The organism is Spirosoma pulveris (genome assembly GCF_054781875.1).
The window spans coordinates 1-1539 of sequence record NZ_BAAGTO010000054.1; the positions used below are offsets into that span (position 1 = coordinate 1).

Sequence of the window (1539 nt, forward strand, 5' to 3'; positions counted from 1 at the left end):
ACTTTGTGGGCCACGTGAACCTGAGTTCGAATCAGGCCTTGCAGGAGAAGCATCTGTTACTGCCCATTCCCAAGCAGGAGTTGCTGAACAACCCCAACCTGAAAACCCAGAACCCCGGCTATCCCGGTGTTTAAGCCAATAAAGAAACCTGGAGAGAACCTTATTAGTATTATTCTCTTATCCCTACAAAAAGCCCCGATCATGGTGATCGGGGCTTTTTGTGTTCTGGCCTACAATTCCCCCAAGGTCATACTCGTCACATGCTTTTACAAGCTGAGTAGGTTGTCGATGACTGGCTAATACAGATGCACTATATTCTAACTAATGGCGAAACTAAATCTTCCTTATCAGCCCGGAAAACACTTAGTGAATTTGACATATACTTAATAGATAATACTCAATAGATAAATAGCAACACTAACTATTAAATTTAATTAATAAGTAAAAATACTTTATCCAATTTTTTAATAGTATTTAAATCAATAATTAATTTTTTTCTAATTCTAGCGAGTAGTTATAGCTAGAAAGTTATTTTCCATATAGATAATCTCTTTATCATCTAATTCTCTTTTCATTTTAACTACAAACCGTTACCATGAGGTAACTTTTTTATGGCAAAACTCTTACCACCTAAACTCCTGTCCGATAGGTTAATTAGAGTTTCGAGCACTCAACTCCTATTGGCAGCTTTGTGTGTTAGTTTTACCTATGCGGGAAAACCGGTTAATCCAAAGTTTCCCGTCAATCAGTCAGTGAAACGGGCTGACCGTGCACTTACAGGTCGGGTGACGGATGAAAAATCTGAGGGCCTTCCCGGCGTAAGTGTTATCCTGAAAGGAACCCAGCGCGGAACGGTTACCGATGCTGATGGCCAATACAAACTTGATGTACCCGATGGCGCTTCTACACTTGTGTTCTCCTTTGTCGGGTACATTTCTCAGGAAGTCCGCATTGGCAACCAGACATCGGTTAACATCAGCCTGAAAGCTGACAGTAAGGTGCTGGACGAAATCGTGGTCATTGGGTATGGTACCACCCGGAAGTCCGACCTTACCGGTTCTGTCACCGGTGTGAAAGAGGCCCAGCTTCAGGAACGACCAGCCCCTTCGCTCAACCAGGCGCTTTCGGGCCGCATGCCCGGGGTGCAGGTTAACACCAACTCGGGGCGTCCCGGCGGACGCACCACCGTCCGTATCCGCGGTTTCAGCTCCATCAACTCCTCCAACAACCCCCTCTATGTGGTTGATGGAGTGATGCTCCCCCAGGGTACCGGCGACCAGTTCAGCAACCCCATCGATTACATCAACCCCAACGACATCGTCAACGTGGAGGTCCTCAAGGATGCCTCCTCAACGGCTATCTACGGGGCACGCGGGGCCAACGGCGTTATCCTGGTTCAAACTCGTAAAGGGAAAGCCGGTGAAAGCCGGGTGACCTACGATGGTCAGTTCAGTGTCAACACCATCGGCCCCAACAAGCCCAAGGTGCTCAACGCCAAAGAATACCTGGCCACCGAAGACCTGGCCTACGCCAACATGG

General features: G+C 47.4%; 1 protein-coding gene. It reads left to right on the top strand.

The window, feature by feature from the left end:
- Positions 1–611 precede the first annotated feature (611 nt).
- The coding region (locus tag ACYVJM_RS32020; RefSeq protein ID WP_461152195.1) for a TonB-dependent receptor plug domain-containing protein at positions 612–1539 on the top strand (928 nt) is incomplete at its 3' end.